This window comes from Macrococcus brunensis, from assembly GCF_004359615.1.
Classification (GTDB): Bacteria; Bacillota; Bacilli; order Staphylococcales; family Staphylococcaceae; genus Macrococcus; species Macrococcus brunensis.
Map to the genome: position 1 here is coordinate 1 of NZ_SCWA01000061.1, position 413 is coordinate 413.

The 413-nt window shown below is 37.0% G+C and carries 1 protein-coding gene and 1 pseudogene; one reads left to right on the forward strand and one right to left on the reverse strand.

Annotation, left to right across the window (positions count from 1 at the left end; translation table 11 throughout):
* A partial coding sequence (locus ERX27_RS11220; RefSeq protein WP_165983082.1) for a transposase occupies nucleotides 1–132 on the reverse strand: 132 nt, incomplete at its 3' end.
* Nucleotides 133–205: 73 nt separating this feature from the next.
* On the opposite strand from ERX27_RS11220, the pseudogene ERX27_RS11555 reads away from it, so the two are divergent.
* A pseudogene (locus ERX27_RS11555) lies at nucleotides 206–413 on the forward strand (transposase); the annotation flags it as partial.

Genomic DNA, 413 nt, shown 5'->3' on the forward strand with positions numbered 1-413 from the left:
GATCCATTTCCCTAATGCCGAAGGCGTCAGGTCATACTCACGTACAATTTCATTTCTAGGTTTACCATTCTCATAAAGTTTGACCATCTGTAATTTGAATTCTGGACTGAAACTTCTTCTTTCACGTAACATAAATAAATCGCCTACTTTCTTAGATTAACAATATCTATTCACATAGAAATTGTCCAACTAAGTGTAGACGATTCAGTCTGTTTTCTCAGGCAGACGGATTGAAGACTCTCTTAATGACAGCATTAGAATGATGTGGTTGTCTCAGGAACAGAAGCCTATAGAACCATCAATCGCTTTAGAGTTCATCCGGTGATGGATGACCTACTGAAAAATTTGTATACTAATTTCAGAGCTCAGCTAACTGAAAACAATCTGATAGATGAGGATGCCATCTTTATAGA